The organism is Amycolatopsis sp. cmx-4-61, assembly GCF_046548775.1.
Taxonomy (GTDB): domain Bacteria; phylum Actinomycetota; class Actinomycetes; order Mycobacteriales; family Pseudonocardiaceae; genus Amycolatopsis.
Genome location: NZ_JAEBEI010000019.1, coordinates 1 through 20,437 on the forward strand (window position 1 = coordinate 1; position 20,437 = coordinate 20,437).

14 protein-coding genes are annotated in these 20,437 nt (G+C 70.9%); 7 read left to right on the plus strand and 7 right to left on the minus strand.

Annotated elements, in window-relative coordinates; all coding sequences use genetic code 11:
- The first annotated feature begins 588 nt into the window (after nt 1–588).
- Together ACLJOU_RS37130 and ACLJOU_RS37135 are read left to right on the plus strand one after the other, a co-directional pair.
- Nucleotides 589–1,353, plus strand: a complete 765-nt coding sequence (locus tag ACLJOU_RS37130) for a hypothetical protein (protein WP_410573961.1) — start codon at nt 589–591, stop codon at nt 1,351–1,353.
- Nucleotides 1,350–2,648, plus strand: coding sequence for a DUF6923 family protein (locus ACLJOU_RS37135; RefSeq protein WP_410573962.1), 1,299 nt, complete (start codon nt 1,350–1,352; stop codon nt 2,646–2,648). The genes ACLJOU_RS37130 and ACLJOU_RS37135 overlap by 4 nt, the downstream gene beginning before the upstream one ends.
- 6 nt (nt 2,649–2,654) lie before the next feature.
- Here the strand turns inward: ACLJOU_RS37135 and ACLJOU_RS37140 are convergent, their stop codons facing one another.
- On the minus strand, nt 2,655–3,671 hold the full coding sequence (locus ACLJOU_RS37140) for an autoinducer 2 ABC transporter substrate-binding protein (RefSeq protein ID WP_410573963.1): 1,017 nt from the start codon (nt 3,669–3,671) through the stop codon (nt 2,655–2,657).
- 267 nt (nt 3,672–3,938) lie between these two features.
- On the opposite strand from ACLJOU_RS37140, the gene ACLJOU_RS37145 reads away from it, so the two are divergent.
- The gene (locus tag ACLJOU_RS37145) at nt 3,939–4,394 is read left to right on the plus strand and encodes a DUF4396 domain-containing protein (protein WP_410573964.1); all 456 of its coding nucleotides are present in this window, start codon (nt 3,939–3,941) and stop codon (nt 4,392–4,394) included.
- Nucleotides 4,395–4,681: 287 nt separating this feature from the next.
- On the opposite strand, the gene ACLJOU_RS37150 is transcribed toward ACLJOU_RS37145, so the two are convergent.
- From ACLJOU_RS37150 to ACLJOU_RS37160, 3 genes are all read right to left on the minus strand, one after another.
- The gene (locus ACLJOU_RS37150; protein WP_410573965.1) at nt 4,682–5,917 is read right to left on the minus strand and encodes a glucuronyl hydrolase; all 1,236 of its coding nucleotides are present in this window, start codon (nt 5,915–5,917) and stop codon (nt 4,682–4,684) included.
- Nucleotides 5,918–6,133: 216 nt separating this feature from the next.
- Nucleotides 6,134–7,357 carry a hypothetical protein gene (locus ACLJOU_RS37155; protein WP_410573966.1) on the minus strand — a complete coding sequence of 408 codons (1,224 nt, stop codon included), beginning with the start codon at nt 7,355–7,357 and terminating at the stop codon, nt 6,134–6,136.
- Nucleotides 7,358–7,445: 88 nt separating this feature from the next.
- Nucleotides 7,446–8,174 (minus strand): helix-turn-helix domain-containing protein, encoded by a 729-nt coding sequence (locus ACLJOU_RS37160; RefSeq protein WP_410573967.1) that lies wholly within the window; start codon nt 8,172–8,174, stop codon nt 7,446–7,448.
- 226 nt (nt 8,175–8,400) lie between these two features.
- Here ACLJOU_RS37160 and ACLJOU_RS37165 point away from each other — a divergent pair, with 226 nt between their 5' ends.
- Complete coding sequence (locus ACLJOU_RS37165) at nt 8,401–9,390, plus strand: hypothetical protein (RefSeq protein WP_410573968.1); 990 nt, start codon at nt 8,401–8,403, stop codon at nt 9,388–9,390.
- 13 nt (nt 9,391–9,403) lie between these two features.
- Here the strand turns inward: ACLJOU_RS37165 and ACLJOU_RS37170 are convergent, their stop codons facing one another.
- Nucleotides 9,404–12,337: an AfsR/SARP family transcriptional regulator gene (locus ACLJOU_RS37170; RefSeq protein ID WP_410573969.1), complete on the minus strand. Its 2,934-nt coding sequence runs from the start codon at nt 12,335–12,337 to the stop codon at nt 9,404–9,406.
- Nucleotides 12,338–12,818: 481 nt separating this feature from the next.
- Here ACLJOU_RS37170 and ACLJOU_RS37175 point away from each other — a divergent pair, with 481 nt between their 5' ends.
- Nucleotides 12,819–14,300 carry a glycoside hydrolase family 28 protein gene (locus tag ACLJOU_RS37175; RefSeq protein WP_410573970.1) on the plus strand — a complete coding sequence of 494 codons (1,482 nt, stop codon included), beginning with the start codon at nt 12,819–12,821 and terminating at the stop codon, nt 14,298–14,300.
- Nucleotides 14,301–14,355: 55 nt separating this feature from the next.
- On the opposite strand, the gene ACLJOU_RS37180 is transcribed toward ACLJOU_RS37175, so the two are convergent.
- Entirely contained in the window at nt 14,356–15,543 is a 1,188-nt protein-coding gene (locus ACLJOU_RS37180; protein WP_410573971.1) for a glycoside hydrolase family 105 protein, read from the minus strand.
- Between the two features lie 352 nt (nt 15,544–15,895).
- Here ACLJOU_RS37180 and ACLJOU_RS37185 point away from each other — a divergent pair, with 352 nt between their 5' ends.
- A complete protein-coding gene (locus tag ACLJOU_RS37185) occupies nt 15,896–17,668 on the plus strand; it encodes an alpha-L-fucosidase (protein ID WP_410573972.1) in 1,773 nt (590 codons plus the stop codon).
- Between the two features lie 41 nt (nt 17,669–17,709).
- Here ACLJOU_RS37185 and ACLJOU_RS37190 read toward each other — a convergent pair whose 3' ends face one another.
- Nucleotides 17,710–18,981, minus strand: a complete 1,272-nt coding sequence (locus ACLJOU_RS37190; RefSeq protein ID WP_410573973.1) for an amylo-alpha-1,6-glucosidase — start codon at nt 18,979–18,981, stop codon at nt 17,710–17,712.
- Nucleotides 18,982–19,043: 62 nt separating this feature from the next.
- Between ACLJOU_RS37190 and ACLJOU_RS37195 the strand changes: the two genes are divergently transcribed.
- Entirely contained in the window at nt 19,044–20,189 is a 1,146-nt protein-coding gene (locus ACLJOU_RS37195; protein ID WP_410573974.1) for an ROK family protein, read from the plus strand.
- Nucleotides 20,190–20,437: the final 248 nt, after the last annotated feature.

Consider the following 20,437-nt stretch of genomic DNA (forward strand, 5'->3'; position numbering starts at 1 on the left):
GGAGGAGATGCCCTGCATCTGCGGGACCGACTTGGTCGTCGTGGCCAGCGTCCGGGCCGCCGCCCGCCCCAGGCTCGACGGTGCCTGCTCGGATTCCACCGGGTCGGTGACAGTCACAGCGAAAACCACCCAATCGTTCGCGTCCGGCACGTGCCTGCCCCAGCGGGCACGCCGGTCCTGAGCTAATTGCTGATATGTGCGGTTTCGTTACGCCGCGAAATCAACATAGCAATCGCGCCGGACCGCACAATGACACGATCGGGTCACCGCGAAGGCGGCCGCGGGGGTACTTGGTCATTTCCCGACGATGCTCGAACGACGTCGTCGTCACAGCCTGTTCTCAAGCATCACTCCGTAGTGGAAATCCCTGCTCGGCAGCAGGGTCCGTGGTTGCCGAACGGTACGCCGCAGCCGTCGGTGACGCACGTCAGCTGGGCCGAATCGGCGAATTTCGCCGCCGATGTGCGGCCACGAGGATGAATTCGACCCCCGCTGTTGTCCGGCCGGAAATGGGTGGCTAACTTGAGCTGTCCCGGCGGGGGAATGCGCCGGCCGTGCTTCCCGCGCTGCGCGGGCGAAAGGACCCGGATGAACATCTTCGTGGCCGGCACTCTGTGGGTGGCCGGCGCGGCCGTGGTGGCGGGCGTGGTCGCGTACCTGGTGCGCCGGTTCGGCTGGGACGAGGGCCGGCCCGACAACAACGACGCGGCCGGCCAGGTGTTCACGATCGTCGGCGGGCTGCACGCGGTGCTGGTCGCCTTCGTGTTGATCTCGCTGTACGACTCGGTGAGCGACACCAGTCAGAACGCGCAGACCGAAGCCGACAGCCTCGTGGCGGCCACCTGGGCGGCTGACGCGCTGCCGGCCGAGACGAAGGACCGCGTGCACCAGCTCGCCGCCGCGTACGCGCGGACTGTCCAAGAGGAGGAGTGGCCGCGCCTGGCCGACGGCGGCCCGGTGCCCGCCACGGGCGCGGCGCAGCTCGACCAGATGCGCCAGGCCGTGGCGGCCGCCCCGGCCGACGACGACTGGCTCCTGGACCGCAAGACCGAGGCGACCAACCAGCTCTGGTCGGTCTACCAGGCCCGCGAGCAGCGGCTGGCGCACTCGGGCGCGGGCGGGGTCGGCGCCGTCGTCTGGTTCGTCCTCGTCCTGGGCAGCCTGATCACGGCCATCCTGCTGCCCAACCTGTTCGGCGGGACCCGGCTCGCCGCGCACATCATCATCGTGTCCACCCTGGCCGGCACGATCACGTTGCTCCTGTTCGCCATCTACCAGCTGCAGAACCCGTTCAACGGAGGCGCGAAAGTGACGCCGGAAGCGTTCACCTCGGCACTGGAAAGGCTGGTTTGACCGGCACGCGGGCCCGCTGGGCGGCGATGCTCGGCGTGGCCGTGGCGGTTTCGGCCCTGCTGGCGGCGACGGGCTGGCTCGCCCCACCGGCCGCGAAGCAGCCGACCCAGGCGCCGCGCACCTGCACGATCCTGCAGGCGGAGAACGTCCGCGAAGGCGCGCCGACGACCTTGCGGCTGCTGGCCCTGCCCGCGGGAACCACCCGCCGGGTCACCCAGGCCGGGTACTGGATCAACGCGATGGGCTACTCCGCCGCCCAGGACGTCGTCTACGGCGTCGCCGACGGCACCCGCGCCGGCCGGTACGGCCACGGCGCGCACGCGGTCCGGATCGACGCCGCGGGGGTGGTGACCGACCTCGGCGTGATCGGGCGCGCGGGTGCGCACCACCCCGTGTGGAGCCTGGTCACCGGGGCCACCGCGGGCGCGATCGACGGCGGCCGCTGGTACGTGCGGCAGGGCAGCGACCTGTACACAGTGGACATCGACCCGGCCGGGCAGGACTACCTGCGGGTGGTGCATAGGACGCCGCTGCGGCCGGTGTCGCTCGCCGTCGGCGTGGACGACTTCGCCGTCGACCCGGCGGACGGGCTGCTCTACGGCGTTTCGACGACTTCCCGCGGGGACAGCTCGGTGGTGGCGATCGACCCGGTGAGCGGGCGGGTCGCGGTGGTGCCCGGCCTCCGGTTCCCGGCCGGCGGCGCGTACGGCGCGGTGGTGCTCGCGCCCGGCACGATCTACGCCACGGCCAACCAGGCCGGCCGGCGCAGCGTCACCTACCGCCTGCCGCGCGACGGTTCGGGTCCCGCCGTCGAGGTCGCCTCCGGTCCGCCGCTGGTGAGCAGCGACGCGGCCGGGTGCCTCGCCGAAGCGGCGCCGCCGTCGACCACCCAGCCGCCGCCGTCGACCACCCAGTCACCCCAGCCGCCGCCGTCGACCACCCCGCCGTCGTCCCCGACCCGGCAGCCGCCGGTCACGCAGCCGCCGGCGCCGTCAGCCGAACCGCCGCCGCCGTCGCAGGGGCCGCCGGTGGAGCAGCCCGTCGCCGTGCCGCCGGCCCCGGTGGCGGCGCCCCCACCGGCGCCGGTGGTCACGCCCACGCCGTCCGCCTCGGCCCCGCCGCCGCCAACGCCACCGCCACCGTCGTCACCCCACGTGCGGCCGACGCAGAAGGCCCAGTTCGTGGCCTCGGACTCCGGCAAGCGAACCGCGGAGAAACGTCGCTGGGGCCTGACGGCGCTGATCCTCGTGCTGGGCGGCGGCGCCGCGGTCGGGCACGGGCGCCGGCACCGGTGAGCGGGGTCAGTACTTGAACTGGTCGACGTTGTCGGCGGTGATGAGCAGGGGATCACCCAGCAGGACGGTCTTCGTCGCGGCGTCGTACTTCACCGACGGCAGCTCCAGGCTCACCTTGTTCACCGGGCGCAGGGGCTTGCCGTCGGCGACCTGCTTCGCCGTCCACGCGGTGAGGTAGCCCAGCGACTCGACGTTCCACAGCACCGACTGCGAGCACGAGCCGTCGAGCAGGAACGGCTTGACGGCCTGCGGCGTCCCGACGCCGACGGTGAACACCTGGCCGATCTTCTGTGCGTCGCCCACGGCCTTCGCGACGCCGGGCGCGGACGTCGTGCACTCGCCGATCAGCCCGGTCAGGCCGGGGTGGCTGGTCATGAGCTGCTTGGCCAGCGCGGTCGCGGCTTTTTCGTCCTCCCCCGCGTACACGGTTCCGACGAGCTCGGCCTTGGGGTAGTGCCGGGCCGCGTACTCCTTCTGGACCGCGATCCACGCGTTGAGGTTCGCCGCGGCCGGCCCGCAGGAGACGATCGCGTACTGGCCGGCGCCGCCGGTCTTCGCCATCAGGGCGTCGACGAGCGCGGTGCCGATGCCCTGCGCGCTGGCCTGGTTGACGAACACCTCGCGCTGCGTGCCCGGCGCGTCGGCGTCCGAGGTGAGCACGTGGATGCCCTTCGCCCGGGCCTCGGCGATCACGCCCGCGAGCGAGGCGGGGTCGTTGGGAGCGACGACGATGACGTCGACCTTCTTCGCGATCAGGTCGCGCAGGATCGTCACCTGCGCGGCCGGGTCGACGGTCGCCGGGCCGGTCGAGTGCCACACGACGCCCAGCTGCCTGGCCGCGTCGAGGCCGCCGCGGTCCATCGCCTCGAAGTACGGGATGCCGCGGACCTTGGGCACGAACTCGATCCGGGTCGGCGACGGCGCGGGCGAGCTGCCCAGCTGGTCCGAGCAGCCTCCGAGCGCGAGCGCCGCCACCAGCGGCAGCGTCGCGGCCAGCCGGAAGGTCTTCTTCGGCCCTCGCATCCCCACCCATTCCTCGGGAAATTCGATCGGTTCGATCGGTCTGCGCACGGTGGAGACCAAGGGCGAACGTAGGGCCCCGGGTAACTGTGGTCAACGGGATGTGCGCAAAGGGTTACGGAAGTGAGTTCTGCTTCGGCAGAGATCCGCTGGTGAGACGCGTACCGCTACTTTGCGTGATATCCAGGTGGCGTTTCGGTGTCCGGGCTGTGTGCCGCTGTGACGGGCGGAACGTGCGCTTGGTACCCCTAGGGGGTATATAGTGAACTCATGAGCGAACAGCACGGGGCTTCGTGGGCGACGGCGATCCAGGCGACTCTGCACTGCCTGACCGGCTGTGCCATCGGTGAGGTGCTCGGCATGGTGCTGGGCACGGCGTTCGGCCTGCACAACGCGGCGACGGTGGTGCTGTCGATCGTGCTGGCCTTCGTCTTCGGCTACGGCCTGACCATGCGGGGTGTGCTGAAGTCGGGGCTGAGCGCGGCGGCGGCGTTCAAGGTCGCGCTGGCCGCGGACACCGTGTCGATCGCCGTGATGGAACTGATCGACAACACGGTGGTCGTGGCGATCCCCGGCGCGATGGACGCCGGGCTGGCCAGTTTCCTGTTCTGGCTGTCACTGGCGCTGTCACTGGCGATCGCGTTCGTGGTCACGGTGCCGGTCAACCGGTGGATGATCGGGCGCGGCCTCGGCCACGCCAAGGTCCACGCGCACCACCACCACTGAACGGCAACCGACCGCCAACTCAAGGCCACGGGCAACTGAATCGCCACTGGTCGACCACTGGTCCGCAACTGGCAACTGGACCGGAACTGATCAACCACCGGACGGCAACTGGACCGGAACTGATCAACCACCGGACGGCAACTGGACCGGAACTGATCAACCACCGGACGCCAACTGGACCGGAATCGATCAGCCACTGGGCGGCAACTGGACCACAACTGACCGGCCACTGGCGGGCAACTGATCGGCGACTGCGTCCGGGGAGGTGGCGGCCTCCCCGGACGCCGCTACACGCTCGAGAGGTCGATCGCGCGGTCCACCTTGCGCCGGTCGAGCACCCGCAGGATGCCTTCCAGCAGGTAGTAGTCGGCGTAGGGGAGCGACACCTCGATCCCGTCCTCGGCCGGCCGGTTGCGCGTACAGCGGGCGACGCTCGCCTCGGCGCGAGCGGACCTCGTGGTCAGGCACGTCCGCGACACCGCGGTGAGGATCCGCAGGGCACTTTCCCGGTAGTGCGGGCGGTGCGTCAGTTCCGCGAGATCCAGCAGGCCGCACGCCATGATGACGCCCGCGGAGGCGTCCTTGACGTCGTCCGGTGCCTGCGGGGCCAGGTAGTCCCACACGGGCACGTGGTCGGCCGTCAGCTGCGCCAGCGCGAAGTCCGCGAGCCGGCGGGCCGTGGCCAGGAACTCCGGGTCGCCGGTGCGCCGGTGGATGGTCGTGAACCCGTAGACGCCCCAGGCCTGCCCGCGCGACCAGCACGACGCCGGGCTGTAGCCCTGCACCGTGCCGGGCCCGATCGGCGCGCCGGTGACCGGGTCGAAGTCGAACACGTGCGGCGTCGACCCGTCCGGGCGGACGAAGTTGCGCTGCGCCGTCTTCGCGTGCGCGACCGCGATCTCGAGGTACTTCGGGTCCTGGGTCTGCCGGCTCGCGAAAGCCAGCAGGTCGAGGTTCATGATCGTGTCCATGATGGCGCGGCCGGCGTTGTTCGGGTCGGTCAGCGAACCCCAGGCGCGGATGAACCGGCCCGCCGGGTTGTAGCGCTTGATCAGCGACGACGCGGCCTGCACCGCGCCGGCCCGCCACTTCTCGTCACCGGTGAGCCGCCACGCGGTCACCCACGAGGGGTAGAAGAGGAACCCGAGGTCGTGCGTGCTCGTGTCGTTCTGGCGCGGGGCGAGTTTCTCGGCGGACGCCAGGGCGAGGGTCTTGAATTGTTCCTCGCCGCTGTGCAGCCAGGCGAGCCACAACTGGCCGGGCCAGAATCCGCCGACCCAGTCGCCGTTCTGCGAATAGGTCCATTTTTCGAACTTCGTGCCGACCGGAAACGCGGTGACGCCGGGGGCCACGGCGCGGAGCTTCGCCACCGCGTAATCGGCCGCTTGGCGGAGCGTCCGGGTGGCCGAGGCCAGGTCGAGGTGGTCGGCGGTGGCCGCCGAAGCGGCCGAGGAGGTGCTGGCACCCACCGCGCCCGCGGCACCGGCCGCGGTGGTCAGCAGGGTTCTCCGGGAAACGCTCACAGGTACCCGCCATTCCGTGAAATCCGTGGGAGGAAAGTGCCCGGAATTTTTGCACGCTGGACGGGCCGTTGTACACCCGGCGGAAGCCTGTTCAAGGTTGTGAATAGTGTGCCGGTGAGTGGAATGCCGAATGAATGGGCGAAGGCCCGGCGGGGGACACCGGGCCTTCGCCGTTATCGCGGGGGTGAGGGCAGTCATCCCCGCGATGCCCGTAACTCAGCAGTGCGGGGCGACGGGGCCGTCCGAACCGGTCTGGAGGTAGGTGTCCGAGACGTAGTTGTTCGGGCCGATCCGGTCCCAGATGTTGGTGGTGCCGAACTTGCCGGCGACCGTGTCACCCTCGACGTAGCACTCGATGGCCACCTTGGCGTAGTTCGCCGCGAGGCCCTTGACGGTCGCCGAGGTGCTGGCGCTCGCCCGGACGTTCATCGGGTCACCGGCCGTGCTGACGACCCCGGTCGGCCCGGAGCCGGTCCACAGGTAGGTGACGTTGACGTTCCCGTTGTCGGACATGCCGAGGCCGTCGTAGAAGACGCCGTCGGCGAGGTCGATGCCGGCCGGGTTCTCGACCTTGTAGCCGAGGTCGTCCTTACCGCCGTTGTAGCCGTTGTGGTAGGCGGCGTACGCCTCGGGCTGGCCCTGCGGGAGGTCCTTGTACTCGGCGCGCACCGAAGCCGGGTTCCAGTAGTCGTCCTTGGTGTTCCACGGGCCGACGTCCCACACCGGCGCGTACTCGCACCGGCTGCCGTCGGTCTTGCAGACCCGCACGGTGTAGGTGCCGGAACCCTTGCCGGACAGGGCGCGCCCGGACGGCAGGGCGACGAAGTGGTCGCGGGCGGCGATGACGTGACCGTTGGCGGTCGTCCGGCCGGCCAGGCCCTCGCGGGTGGCGTAGACCTTGTAGGTGAGCGCGGTCGCCGCGGTCAGCGCGTTGACCTGCGGGACGCTGTCTGCGCTGAGCGCGACGCCCGTGACGGAGGGCCGCACGCCGTCGGTGCCGCTGTGCAGGCTGATCCGCACCTGCACCTCGCTGACGGCGCTCTTCAGCGCGGTGCCGGCGGGTGTCCACTCGGTCCAGTCGTTCACGCCGGTCCGGCCGCGGACGTCGACGTCGACCGACGTGCCCTTGGGGGTGTCGGCCGTGAGTTCCGCGCTGACGCGGTTCGCCGGCGAGCCCAGCCGGTGCCCGGCGGTGGTCAGGCTGCCCTCGCTGCCGGCGAACACCCGAGCGGTTCCGTGCCAGGCGGCGTCGGCAAGGGTGAGCGTGCCCCCCGCGCCGGTGACGTTGACGTCGTTGTCGTCCACAGTGGACAAGTCGGCGGTCCAGCCGGCGCCGGCCGGCGCGGTGGCGGCCTGCGCGGGGGCTCCGGCCAGCGCCGTCACCGCCCCGGCGGCCAGAACCGCCGCGGTCACGCGGCCGGCCTTCATGATCCGGATCATCCCCGGTTCTCCTCTCGCACCTGTTCGTTCGAAGGTGGCGAAAGACTGACCGGACGGCGTACATGATCCGTACAAGCAGATTTGTGCCTCAGGCGGACGGGATGTGCGGCACGGACACCCGCGTGCGCCCGGCTTCCGCGGCGCGTGCGTGCTTTTCCGCGGCGCGGAGGACGTCGTCGCCGAGCCGTTCGAGGAACTGACCGGCGGCGGCGAGCCGGGTGCCGACGGCGGTGCCCTCGCCGAAGATGCCGGCGCCACGCAGTGCGGTCGTGGCGAGCCGCTGGTTGGCGCGGACGCCGGCCACCGCGGACCGGACGCCCGCGTTCTCGTCGAGGGAGTACCGGTGGCGCCGGCTGTGGCCGTCCCGGCCGCGGACGATCAGTCCGTGCGTGTGCAGCAAGGTGACCGCGTGCGAGACGGTGGCGGCGCTGACCCGCAGGCGCCGGGCCAGCTCGGCGGCGGTCTGGCTGCCGCTCTCGGAGGTGAACAGGCAGGCCAGTACCCCGGCGGCGGTGCGCGGCATGCCGGTGTCGACGAGAGCCCCGGTGAGTTCGGTGAGGAAAGCCGTGGCCGCGCCGGGCTCCGGGCTCGCCCGGTTGCCGGTTCCCGGGTTCGGCCGGCGGCGGGCGCGGTGGGTGGTCGCCAGTTGCGCCAGTTCCGCGCGGTAGCGGCCCGGCCCGCCGTTGCGCGCGACCTCGCGGCTCACGGTCGACGTCGGACGGCCGAGGCTGCGCGCGATCTCGGCGTAGTCCCGGTCCTGCGCCAGCCCGTCGGCGATCCGGTGACGGTCGGCGCTGGTCAGCCTGCGTCCTGGCATCCGGCCGGCTCCTGGGGTCCGCTGGTGGTGCCGCCAGTATGGGCAGCTTTTCCGGAACTTTGCAACGGGCCGCAATTCGCGTGCATTACCCGGCACTGTCATTGCAATGGCCACGGCCGGGCTGAGCTGCGCGATCAGTGGCCGTGCCCGCTGCTGCCGTTGACCATGGTTTCGCTTGCTGCCTAACGTTCCGGGCCGGTCGTCCACCAACCAGAGGGGGTATCCGATGAGAGCTCGGGGCATCACGTACGACACCGGCTTCACGTCCGGTGGCCGGTGTTCTCGGCCCGTCTTCGACGCCGAGGCGGTGCGCCGCGAGATCCGCGTGATCGCCGAGGACCTGCACTGTGACGCGGTGCGCATCACCGGCGGCGACCCCGGGCGGCTGGCCGTCGCGGCCCGGTACGCGGCCGACGCCGGGCTGGAAGTCTGGTTCTCCCCGTTCCCCTGCGAACTGTCCGCGGCCGAGCTGGTGCCGTACTTCGCCGACTGCGCGGACCACGCCGCCGAGGCGGGCGCGGACGTGTTCGTCACCGGCTGCGAGCTGAGCCTGTTCACCGCCGGTTTCTTCCCGGGGCACGACAGTTTCGCCAGGATCGACGCCTTGGTGGGCGGCGTTCCCGAGGCGGTGGCCCGGATGGCCGAGGTGCCCGCGAAGCTGGACCCGTTGCTGGCCGGCATCGCGGCCGCGGTGCGCCTCCGGTTCCGCGGCCGGCTCACCTACGCCTCCGGGACGTGGGAGCAGGTGGACTGGACGCCCTTCGACATCGTGAGCGCCGACGCCTACGGCGATCCCGGGGACGCCTTCCGCCAGGGCCTGCGGGAATACCTCCGGCACGGGAAGCCGCTCGCGGCGACCGAGTTCGGCTGCTGTACCTACCGGGGCGCCGCCGAGCGCGGCGGCATGGGCTGGCTGGGTGTGGTCGACCACGACGCCGATCCGCCCCACGTCGTCGGCGAGCCCGTCCGCGACGAGGAAGAACAAGCCCGCTACCTGCGTGACATGCTCGCGCTCTTCGACGACGAAGGGGTGGACACCGCGTTCTGGTTCACCTTCGCCGGCTACGAGTACCCGCACCACGCCGATCCGCGCTTGGATCTCGACCTGGCTTCCTACGGGGTCTGCAAGCTGATGCCCGACGGCGGCCTCGCCCCCAAGCGGTCCTTCCACGCGATGGCCGACGCGTACCGGGCAACTCCCGCACCGCAGCCGTGACGAGGCCGCGAAGTCAGGCGGAAGCCACGTGCGCCCGCGCCTCGACCACGGCCGGCGGCTCCTGGGGCCGTGTGGACAACTCGCGCCAGATGGCCAGCGCCCGGTCCGAGTAGTCCCGCGACCGCTCCGGCTGCGAAAGCGCCCGGTGCAGCTCGCCGAGCAGCTGCGAAACCTCCGCCTCCGACCGCCGGTCGCCGTTGCGGCGGTGCACCGCCAGCGAGTTGACCAGCAGCAGTTGCGCGTGCGCGAAGTCGCCGCTGTGGAGGCACAACTCGCCCAGGTTCTGGTTCGCGTACCCCACGCAGTGGTCGTCGCCGAGGTCGGTGAAGATCGCGATCGCGCGGTCGACGTGCTCGCGGGCCGCCGCCAGGTTGCCCTGGTGCTGGAACAACAGGCCGAGCCGCTTGAGGGCGTGGGCCTCGCGGTGGCGGTCGCCGATCGCGGCCGACAGCTCCAGGGCATCGGTGATCCAGCGCTTCGCCGCCGCGTAACACCCGCGGGACATCCACACCGCGCCGGCGCCGAGGCGGGCCACCGCTTCGCCGTTCGGGTCGTCCGCCTCCGCGAACAGTTCCAGTGCTTCGTGGCAGCGGTCGAGCGCCAGGTCGTCCTCGCCCTCGATGCGTAGGATCGTCGAGAGCCCCGTCAGCGCGACGGCGACCCCCTGGGCGTCGTCGACGGCGTCGAACAGTTTCCTCGACTCCTCGAACGCCACCCGCGCCTCGGCGTACTCGTCCTGGTAGAGCAGGTACTGCCCGAGGTTGCGCTGCACGATCGCCTCCGCGCGCGCCGAGCCCGTCCGGCGGGCCGCCGCCAGGGCGACCAGGTGCGTGCTGTGCCAGTCGTCCTGCGGCCCGCGCAGGTCGAAGTAGGGCGTCAGTGCCGAGGCCAGTTGCCACGCCAGATCGTCGAAACCGTGCTGGACGGCCAGCGAAACCGCCGCGACCGTCGTGTGCCGCTCGGCCGCGAACCACGTGGCCGGGTCCTCGGGCAGCACGCCTTCGGGCACCGCGGGACGCGGCAGCTCGTCGTCGCAGTACGCGCCGAAGAAGTGCAGCGGCATCCGGCGGGCCGCCTCGAGCGCGAGCCCCAGGTAGCCGTCCAGTACCCGCCGCAGACCGGCCCGGGTCTTCGCCGCGTCACTCCGCTCGGCCAGTTCGACGGCGTACACGCGCAACAGGTCGTGCAACCGGTAGCGCGGCTGCCCGGCCGGATCGGAGCCGACGAGCTCGACGAGGTGGCCGTCGACCAGCACGTCGAGCACCTCGTCGGCGTCGCGGCGGCCCAGCACGGCCGCGACCGCCCACGCCGGGAACTGGACCGGCCCGAGCAGGCCCAGCCCGCGGAACGCCGTCGCCGCCGACATCGGCAGCAAGTCGTAGGACAGTGTCACGCTCGCCCGGACGGCGAGGTCGCCGACGCGCAGCTCGTCGAGCCGGCGGCGCTCGTCGCCCAGCCGATCGGCCAGCAGCCGCAGCGTCCAGCCCGGCCGGTGCGTCAGCTTCGCGCCGGCCACCCGGATCGCCAGCGGCAGGTGCCCGCACTGGCGCAGGATCGCCGCGGCGCTCTCCGGCTCGGCGGCCACCCGCTCCGCGCCCACGATGCCCTCCAGCAGCCGCGCGGCCTCGCCTTCGGGCAGCAGGTCGACGTCCACCGGCTTCGCGCCGGCGAGCCCGGGCAGCCGGATCCGGCTGGTCACCAGCACCGCGCAGGCCCCGGCCCCGGGCAGCAGCGGCCGCACCTGTCCCTCGCTGCCGGCGTCGTCGAGCACGACGCACATCCGCCGCCCGGCCAGCCGCGAGCGCAGCAGGGCCGAGCGTTCGGCCAGCTCGCGCGGCAGACCGGCGTCGGGGATGCCCAGGGTGCGCAGCAGTTCGGCGAGCACGCTCATCGGCGCCCGCGGCGACGACGACGTGCCGGCCAGGTCGACGTGCAGCTGCCCGTCGGGGAACTCCTCGCGGACCGCGTGCGCGACCCGGACGGCGACCGCGGACTTGCCGACGCCGGGCGCGCCCGACAGCACGATCACCGCGGGCGTGCCGGCGTCCGCCCGCTTCTGCAGCAGGGTGACGACGTCGTGGATCAGCGCGTCGCGGCCGGTGAAGTCCGGCAGGTCGAGGGGCAGCTGGCAGACCGGGGCCACGTCGGCGGGGCGCGGGACGGCGGCACTTTCCGGCACGAGGGTCGCCCGCAGCTCGCGCAACCGGGCGCCCGGTGGCGCGTCGAGTTCCTCGCGCAGCACCCGCTCGGCCGATTCGTACGCCTCGATCGCGTCGCCGGTCCGGCCCGCGGTGCGCAGGGCGGCGATCAGTTGCGCCCACAGTTCCTCGCGCAGCGGGTGCTCGGTGACCAGCCCGCGCAACTCGGCGATGGCCTCGCCGGAGCGGCCGAGGCCGATGCGCGCCCGGAGGCGCTGTTCCTGCACCGACAGCCGCAGTTCGGCGAGCCGGGCGACGGTCGCGCCCCAGCTGTGGTCGTGCGGCAGGCCTTCGAGGACCTCGCCGCGCCACAGCGCGTCGGCCTTGTCGAGGAGTTTGAGCGCACTCTCGGCTTCACCGCTGTCGAGCGCTTCCTGCGCTTCGCCGGCCAATGCGGCGAAGGCGAGGTGGTCGAGTTCGTCCGGCGAAGCGGTCAGCAGGTAACCCGAGGCCCGGCTGCTGATCCGCTCACCCAAAGCGGGATCGATTTCGGCGAAGCGCCGGCGCAGAGAATGCACGTACGTGCGGATGTTCGCCGCGGCCGACCGCGGCGCCGATTCCGGCCACAACACTTCCACCAGCACGTCGGTCGAGACGACGACGTTCGGCTGCAGGGCCAGCGCGGCCAGCAGCAGCCGGGGCTTCGGGCCGCCGAGGGCGATCACCCGCCCGGCGGCGGTGACCTCCAGCGGACCGAGGACGCGGATGGTAAGCGAGGTGGCCTCAACCTGCCCGATGAGTTCCCCCATATCCGGACTCTAAGACCCGTCCGGCCGCAGGGGATAGATCCATTCGGAGTGTCTGTGCGCACACGTGCGCCCTTTGTACGGAACGTGTACGGCGGAAAGTCACGCTGCCGCCATGAGGCGTTCGAACCTCCGGCGTACGCCGGTGACCCGCTCGACCCGCCCTCGGCGGATACGGATCGGACGCTTGCGTCTTCACGAACCGGGTGCCGCATTCACGTGTGGACCATGAAAAACGCACGGAGTCCGCGGGCGGGACCGGGGTAGACTGCGGTGATCCAGAAAGGACGCGCCGAGCCGGCGTCCCGCACCGAACACCGGGGGACCCGCGCCCGACTGGGGGTGGCGCGGGTCCCCCGCCGCGGCGCGATCCTGACACCGCGATCCTGACACCGCGATCTTGACACCGCGATCGCGCCGCTCGTAATCTGAAGTCTCCGCCGTCATGCCGATGTTTTCGATTCCATGACAAGGCGGTTCCACGGTGAAAAAACATTTGCTGATCACCTTCGCGGTGGCGGGCCTGGTGGTGGCCGGCGCCGGCGTCTCCACCGCCGCACCCGGCGGCGTATACGACGTCAAGGACTACGGCGCCAAGGGAAACGGGTCCGCCAACGATTCCGCGGCCATCGACAAGGCGATCACGGCGGCCCACGCGGCGGGTGGCGGCACCGTCCGGTTCACGTCCGGCACCTACAAGTCGGCGAACACCGTCCACCTGAAGAGCAACGTGACGATCCAGTTGGACGCGGGGGCCACGATCACCGGGTCGAGCGCGGACACCTACGACAAGCCCGAGCCGAACCAGTGGGACGAATACCAGGACTACGGCCACAGCCACTTCCACAACGCGATGTTCTACGGCGACAAGCTGACGAACATCGGCTTCACCGGCGCGGGCACGATCGACGGCGGCGGCAACCTCATCACCGGCAACCCGAAGTCCGGCGAGGCCGACAAGATCCTGTCGCTCACCCGGTGTGACGGGCTGACCCTGTCCGGCGTCAAACTGCGCCGGGGCGGGCATTTCGCGGCCCTGGTCAACGGCTGCACGAACGTCGTTTCCGACCACCTGACCATCGACACGGCGAGCGACCGCGACGGCTGGAACATCATCAGCACCACCAACATCAGGATCACGAACGCGTCGATCGCGGCGAACGACGACGCGCTCGTGTTCAAGAGCGACTACGCGCTCGGCGCGAAACTGCCGAACGGGAACGTGACGGTGACGGGCGCGAAACTGTCGGCGGTCTGCTGCAACGCGCTGATGTTCGGGTCCGAGACGTGCGGCGACTTCACCGGGTACCACTTTTCGGGCATCACGATCACCGGCGCGCACAAGTCCGGCATCGGCATCGTTTCGATGGACGGCGCGAAGATTTCCGACGTCCACTACCGCGACATCACGATGTCCGGGACGTATTCGCCGATCATGATGAAGATCGGCACGCGCAAGCGCTGCGGGAACAACCCCGGTGTCGGGTCGATCAGCGGCATCACGTTCGACAACGTCACCGGCACACACACGGGCACCAGCTTCAGCCCGACGATCTGGGGCGCGGACAGCGGCCACCGCGTCTCCGACGTCACGTTCACCGGCGTCAAGCTGACGGTGCCCGGCGGCAACGGCACGATGGGCACGGGCGTGCCGAGCAACACGGCGACGGACTACAACCCGAAGAGCATCGGCACCCGCCCGTCGTACGGCTGGTACGTGCACCACGCGGCCGGCATCCGGTTCGTGGACAGCTCGGTCGGGTTCGCCGAGGACGACGGCCGCCCGGCGAGCATCGTCAACAACAGCTCGGACATCACGTTCGACCACTTCACGGCGGAGAAGGGGGCGAAGAGCCCGTTCGACGTCGGTTTCCAGTCGGTGACGGGTTACTGCGTCAAGGACTCGGCCACGACCTCGGGCTCCGCCCTGCGGGTGAACACCTCGAGCTCCACCTCGAACTGCTGACACGAAGGGGGCCCCGGCCGGTCGGCCGGGGCCCCTTCTGCGGCGCGCCTCGAGGTCAGTGCGCGTACTGCTCGTTCATGATCAGGAACGCGCCGAGGCCGTGGAAGTCGTTGGTCCTGCGGGATCGGCCGTAGTAGTAGGACAGGTCGCCGACGTTGGTGCCTTCGCAGATGTCGGTGATGTTCGTCAGGCCGTCCGAACCGACCGACACCTTCTTCAGAACACCGGCGTACCCGCGGTCGGCCACCGCCTGGTAGGAGGCCGGCAGGTAACCGCGCTGGACGCCGCGGGCCAGCGTGAACGTGTACATCGACGACGCCGACGTCTCGAGCCAGTTCTTCGCGTCGCCGCCGCGGTCGACCACCTGGTACCAGCGGCCCGTCGGCGCGTCCTGGTAGCGCTGGTAACCCGCGGCCAGGAACTTGACGACGTCGACCAGCGCGGGCCGCCGCGGGTGGTTCGCCGGCAGCACCTCGAGGATGTCGACGGTCGCCATGCCGAACCAGCCGATCGCGCGCGCCCAGTGGTACTTCGAGTGGTGCCCGGCCCCGGACGCCCACGACTCGGAGCCGTCCTCGTCGTAGGCGTGGTACAGCAGGCCCTTCGCCGGTTCGCGCAAGTGGCCGAAGTACACGGCGATGTTCTTCGCCGCCTCGTCGAGGCAGTAGTCCCCGTCGCCGAACGTGGCGCCGTACAGCGCGAGGAACGGCTGGGCCATGTAGACGCCGTCGCCCCACAACTGACCGACCTTGCCGGTGGCGTGGAACATGCCGCCGTCGGACGTCCGGGGGTAGGAGGGAAACCTTCTGCGCAACTGGTCGGCGGCCGTCCTGTACTTCTTGCGGCCCGTCTCGGCGTACAGCAGCGGCAGCATCTGGCACGAGCGCATCGAGTCCAGATTGCCGAAGCTGTTCGAAATGCCGCTGTCGGTGACGAAGCGGTCGTACCACGCGATGATGTAGTCGAGGTACTTCTTTTCGCCGGTGCGCCTGTAGAACAGGTACTGCCCGTAGAGGTACAGGCCCAGGGTGTAGCCCCAGCCGCCGATCTTGTCGGGCGGGTAGCGCCGCATCGTCGAGTCGATCACCGCGCGGGACCAGTCCGCCGGCGGCGCCGCGCCGCCGATGGGGGGCAGCCGGTCCGCCGCCCGGGCGAGGGGCCCCGCCGCGGCGAGTGCGCCCAGGGCGCCGAGCGTGCCGGCCAGGACCGCGCGCCGGGTCGGGCGAAGGGGGTGTTCGGACATCAGTCGTCCCTTTCGTGCGCTGGCCCCGCGACGCGGTGGAAGGGTGGCCGGGATGCCGATCCGCCGTCCGTCGGCATCCCGACCAGCTCTGGGGGGCGCGGCGTGCTGCCCGTGTCGCCGGAGCGGTGGTCTCGAAGCGAAAGCGCTTCCGGGGAAACATCTACTCGCCTCCGGGACGCCGAGTCAAGAGAGATCGGATCTCTCGTGTCATATGTCAGATATTTAATCCGATCGGCCGACGTGGAAATGTACCGGCCAGCGAAACTCCGCGAAAAGGTCGGATCTGAAGCCTTGACCGCTCGTCGCCGGCAGGAGTACACCACCCAGTGGGCCAGACCACTGGAGGTCGTTCATGGCAGACAGGTTCCTCCGCCGGCTGCTCGTCGCGTGCGCGGCGGCCCTGGCGGTGTCCGGGCTCATCGCCGCGCCGGCTTCGGCCGATCTGCAGAAACCCTCGCAGCAGTGGCTGCGCGACAGCCAGGCGGGACTGTTCCTGCACTGGGGCATGCGCACGTCACCCGGCTACACCAGTTGTAGCGCCTGGGAAAAGGCGATCACCGACGGCGGGTGGAGTCCCGGCTACTGGGTCACCGAAGCCGAGAAGCTCCACGCGTCCTACCTCGTGCTCGCGTCCTTCCACAGCCGCCTGGGCTACTCGCGGGCCTGGCCGTCGAAGATCCCGGGCAGCTGCGCCACCAAGCGGGACTTCCTCGGCGAGCTGGTCGCCGCGGCGAAAGCCCGCGGGCTCAAGGTCATCCTCTACATGACCAACGACGCCCAGTGGCACGACGAGGGCGGCCACGAATGGCTCGACTCGGCCGGCTACTCGAAGTACAAGGGCAAGACCGTCGACCTCGACACCCAGGACGGCTTCGGCCAGTTCAGCTACGACAACTTCTTCGAGGTCATGAAGAACTACCCCGACCTCGGTGGCTTCTGGATCGACAACGACAACGCCTACTGGGAGTCCCACGACCTGTACAGGCAGATCTACCGGCAGCGGCCGGACTACCTGCTGAGCAACAACAACGAAGACACGCCGATCATGGACACGATCAGCAACGAGCAGAAGACCGGCATGACACCGTCGTACGACTACCCGCAGGCGACGTACACGGCAATGCCCCGGCTCACCGAAGCCTGCTTCAAGCTGCCGGACACCGGAGCGTGGTGGTACGGCGGCTCGAACCCGCCGGTGAACAGGATGCTCAACCTCGGGCGGCTCATCGCGAACTCCGGCTCGTCGATCAAGTCCCTGATGGCCGAGACGGCGATGGTGAACGGCAAGTTCCCGGCCAACCAGGAGGCGTTCAACAACTTCGCGGACGGCTACCTGGACGCGATCCGGGAGTCCCTCAGCGGCACCCAGGGCGCCGGGTACATGTACGGCGGTATGCAACCGGGCTTCTGGAACGACGGCGCCCACGGCGTCCTCACCATCAAGGGTGACACGCAGTACGTGCACGTCCTGACCAAGCCGTCGACGTCGACGCTGAAGATCCGCGACAACGGCTACCGCGTCCGCCGCGTCACGAACCTGCGCACCGGCGCCGCGATCGCGTTCGCCCAGGGTGGCGGCAGCCTGACCCTGAGCGGGCTCTCCGGCTGGGACCCCTACGACACGGTGTTCAAGGTCGAGACGGCGGGCCGCACCGGAACCTACGACCCGAAGACCGTGACGCTCGAGGCGAGCGCGTCGGCCGAGGGCCACAGTGGACAGCTCGCGGGCGACGGCGACTACCTCACCTACTTCGACAACAACAGGACACTGCCGGTCGACCTCGACTACGACCTCGGGACGGCGAAGAAGGTGCAGTACCTCGGGATCAACCAGCGCGAGGACTCCGTCGGTTACGCCCGGTCGGACACCGAGCAGTCGGCGCGGATCAAGGCGTACAAGGTGTTCGTGTCGAGTGACGGGAACAATTGGGGCACTGCGGTGAAGTCCGGGACACTGCCGAGCCACCGCGGCGTCCAGTTCGTCGACCTTTCCGCGGTGACGGCCCGGTACGTGCGCCTCCAGGTGACGAGCACGTATGCGGCGTCGAGCGACAGCGCGCGCTACAAGCGGCTGCGGATCGACGAAACCTGGGTCGGCTCGGACTACGCGACCGCGGCGGGCTGAGCGGGGTCGCCCGGCCGCCCCCGATGCGGCCGGGCGACCCGTCAGCTGCCGCTCGGGGGCTCCGGGGCGAAGCCCCGGTTGTCACAGTTCCCCTCGGACAGCAGATCCAGGGTCAGGGCCGCGGTCCAGCTGAACGAGCGGGTGCCGTGCCCGGCTCCGGTCAGCGGATCGGCGTACTCGGCGAAACCGGTCCGCACGGCCGTTTCGACGAGGTCTTCGCCCAAGCTCGCGGCGAGCGCGTGCTCGCCGTGGCGCAGCAGGCCCTGACGCACCAGCCAGCCGACGTTGGACCACGACGGCCCGCGCCAGTAGCGGCCCGCGTCGAAGCCCGGCGCGGTCAGGTCGTAGCTCGGCACGCCGTGCACCCGGCCGAGCCGGAAGCGCGGGCCGGTCGCGGTCGCCAGCAGGGCAGGGGCGACCGCCAGGTCCGGCAGCACCAGCGGCAGCAGGCCCGCGCACGTGTGCTCGCGGATCAGCGAGCCGGTGCGGACGTCGCGGGCGAAGAAGAAGCCGGCGGCGCTGTCCCACAGCGTCTCCTCCAATGCCTTCTCGACGCGTGCCGCGGCCTCGCGGTGGCCGGCCGCCGGCAGCCCGAGTTCCTCCGCGATCTCGGCCATGGCCAGTTCGGCGTCGGCCAGCAGGGCGTTGAAGCCGGGGTCTTCCACGACGAAGTCCCCGGCGGCGGTGTAACCACTGTCGCGGTACGCGGCGGCGAGCCGGACGTACCGGCCGTAGTCGTCGTCGCTCGGCCGGTCGCCGGCTTCGCCGTGCTGCAGGTCGCGGCGGACGAACCCGGTGGCGAGCGGGACGTGGGCCAGCGCCTCGTCCCAGGCCGGGCTGTTGTCCATGCCCGACTCCCACGGGTGCACGATCGCCACCAGCCCCCGACCGCCCGCGTCGCGGCAAGTGCGCAGGTAGTCGTGCCAGGCCACGAGCTTGGGGTACAGCGTGGCGAGGAACTCCCGATCGGGGTCGGCCTTGTGCACCGCGAGCGCGGCGCGGGCGTGCACCGGCGGCTGGACCAGGCCCGACGTGCGCCCGGCGTGCCAGAAGGACGGCCCCGGGAAGTACGCCTCGGGCGGTGTCGCGGGGTCGAACACGATGTGCGGGACGCGCCCGTCGGGCCACTGCGCGGCGAACAGTGTCCGCAACTCGCGCCGGGCGCGCCCGGGCGAGAGGTGGCGCAGGCCGAAGGCGATGAACGCGGAGTCCCAGCTCCACTGGTGCGGGTAAAGCCCCCGCGAGGGCACGGTGGACGCGCCGAGCCAGTTGCCCGCCAGGACAGCCGCAGCCCGCTCCCGTGTTACGTTCATATGTCCAATCTATCTCCGACTTGTGTCTTGTCAATGGACAAAAGTCCGAAGGGGGCTGTGGGATGGCCAGCGCCGGAGAGCTGTTGCAGCTGGTCCGGACGGGTGAGGCGAGCACGCGGAAGGCGCTCCAGGTGCGCAGCGGGCTGTCGCGCTCGACGCTGACCGCTCGCTTGGATCAGCTCCAGAAGGCGGGCCTGCTCGCCGAGGGCGGCCAGGAGGACTCCACCGGCGGCCGTCCGGCACGGCAGCTGCGCTTCGACGACGAGCACGCCGTCGTCCTCGCCGCGAGCATCGACACGACGCACGCCGAGGCGGTCGTCACCGACCTGGCGGGGCGGGTGCTCGCGCGCCGAGCCGGTGCCCTGCGGGTCGCCGACGGCCCGGAACCCGTGCTCGACCGGATCGCGGAGTGGTTCGAGGCGCTGCGGGCCGAGGCCGGCCGGCCGGTGTGCGGCGTGGGGGTTTCGGTGCCGGGCCCGGTGGAACCCGGCCGCGCCCGCGTGACGCAGCCGCCGATCATGCCCGGCTGGGACGGCTACCCGATCGACGCCCACCTCGGCGCGCGCTTCGGTGCGCCGGTGCTGGTCGACAACGACGCGAACCTGATGGCGCTGGGCGAGCACCGCGCGCGGTACCCGGACTCGGCCGCGCTGGTGGTGGTGAAGGTGTCCACCGGGATCGGCGCCGGCCTGGTCCTCGGCGGCGAGGTGTACCGCGGCATCGACGGCGGCGCGGGCGACATCGGCCACATCCGCCTGCCGGAACACCCGGAGGCGCGCTGCCTGTGCGGTTCGCACGGCTGCCTGGCGGCCGTCGCGGGCGGTGGCGCGCTGGCGGCGAAGCTGACGGAACTGGGCCTGCCGACGGCGTCGGGTTCGGGCGTGCGCGACCGCATCACCGCAGGCGAGCCGGCCGCGGTCCGGCTCGCCGAGGTGGCCGGCCGCCAGGTGGGGGCGGTGCTCGCCACCCTGGTGTGCGTGGTCAACCCCGGGGTGGTGGTGATCGCCGGCGACCTGGCCGAGCCGCACTTCGTGGCGGGCGTCCGCGAGGTGCTCTACCGCGGCGCCCTGCCGAGGGCGACGCAGAACCTGCGGGTGGAAATCGGCGGCCGCGGCGAGGGAATGGCGCTGGGCGGAGCGGTGGCGATGGTGGTGGACGCGGTGTTCGCCCCGGCGGAGGTGGACCGGCGGCTGGCGACCCGGGGGTGACGGCCGAAGTACCGTCACCGCCCGACTGTCCCGAGTGGACGGAGCAACCGACTTTAGTAGGTGGCGCGCGCCCGTGGCGCGTGGTCCGTGATACCGCCACGAACCGGACCAACCGCGCATAGAATGCCATTCCTCGCATCTTAGTCGCGACAAATCGGATTTCCGTACCACGCTTCACGCGCCGGGAATTCCCGGCGAGATAACGGTTCCGCAAGCACTTCCCCGCGAGCGGAACACCGATCTAGTCT